The following is a 647-nucleotide window of genomic DNA, read 5'->3' as shown; positions in this document are numbered from 1 at the left end:
TGGTGGAACTTTAGCCAACTTATATGCTGGTATTTCTTCTAGCCTAGTCATATTAGCAATAATTTTTACTTGTAAGCTATTCGATAATGATCATCACAAAGACGATGAATAACTTAAATCGCAAGGACTCATTTATAATTACTCTTTTATTTGAGCATTTAATTGAAGTTAAGATTAGAGATCGTCATGTATTGAGAAAAAATGTCTGATTCAAACTTCACTAAACTCAAAATTGCGTCAAAGATTGCAGCTTCAAATAGAAATACTGTACTCTTTCTTTAATCAAAAAATCTCCGTGAACCGTACCGGGTTTGTCGGAGACTTTTTATTTAAGTTAGGCCACCAGACCTAACGGATTAATTTTATCATAGTACATTGCTTCAAAATCAAAAGGTGGCACATAACCTAGTGCACTATGTACACGCTCTTTATTGAACCAATCTACCCAATTTAATGTCGCAAGTTGTACATCCGCTAAACCTTGCCAATCTGCTTTTAAATATTCAATCACCTCTGTTTTGTATAAGCCATTCACTGTTTCAGCCAAAGCATTATCGTATGAATCACCGGTCGTACCGACTGATGCTCGTAAATTTGCTGCTTCTAAACGATTGGTATAGCGAATGGAAAGATATTGAACCCCTCCT

General features: G+C 35.4%; 1 protein-coding gene. It reads right to left on the bottom strand.

The features are described from left to right. Positions 1-334: 334 nt before the first annotated feature. On the bottom strand, positions 335-647 hold a 313-nt coding region (locus tag BJN41_RS14485), incomplete at its 5' end, for an integrase core domain-containing protein (RefSeq protein WP_141730420.1).

It is taken from the genome of Acinetobacter towneri, from assembly GCF_001758345.1.
Taxonomy (GTDB): domain Bacteria; phylum Pseudomonadota; class Gammaproteobacteria; order Pseudomonadales; family Moraxellaceae; genus Acinetobacter; species Acinetobacter towneri_A.
The sequence above is the reverse complement of the archived record's forward strand: the minus strand, read 5'-3'. Positions and strand labels throughout refer to the sequence as shown.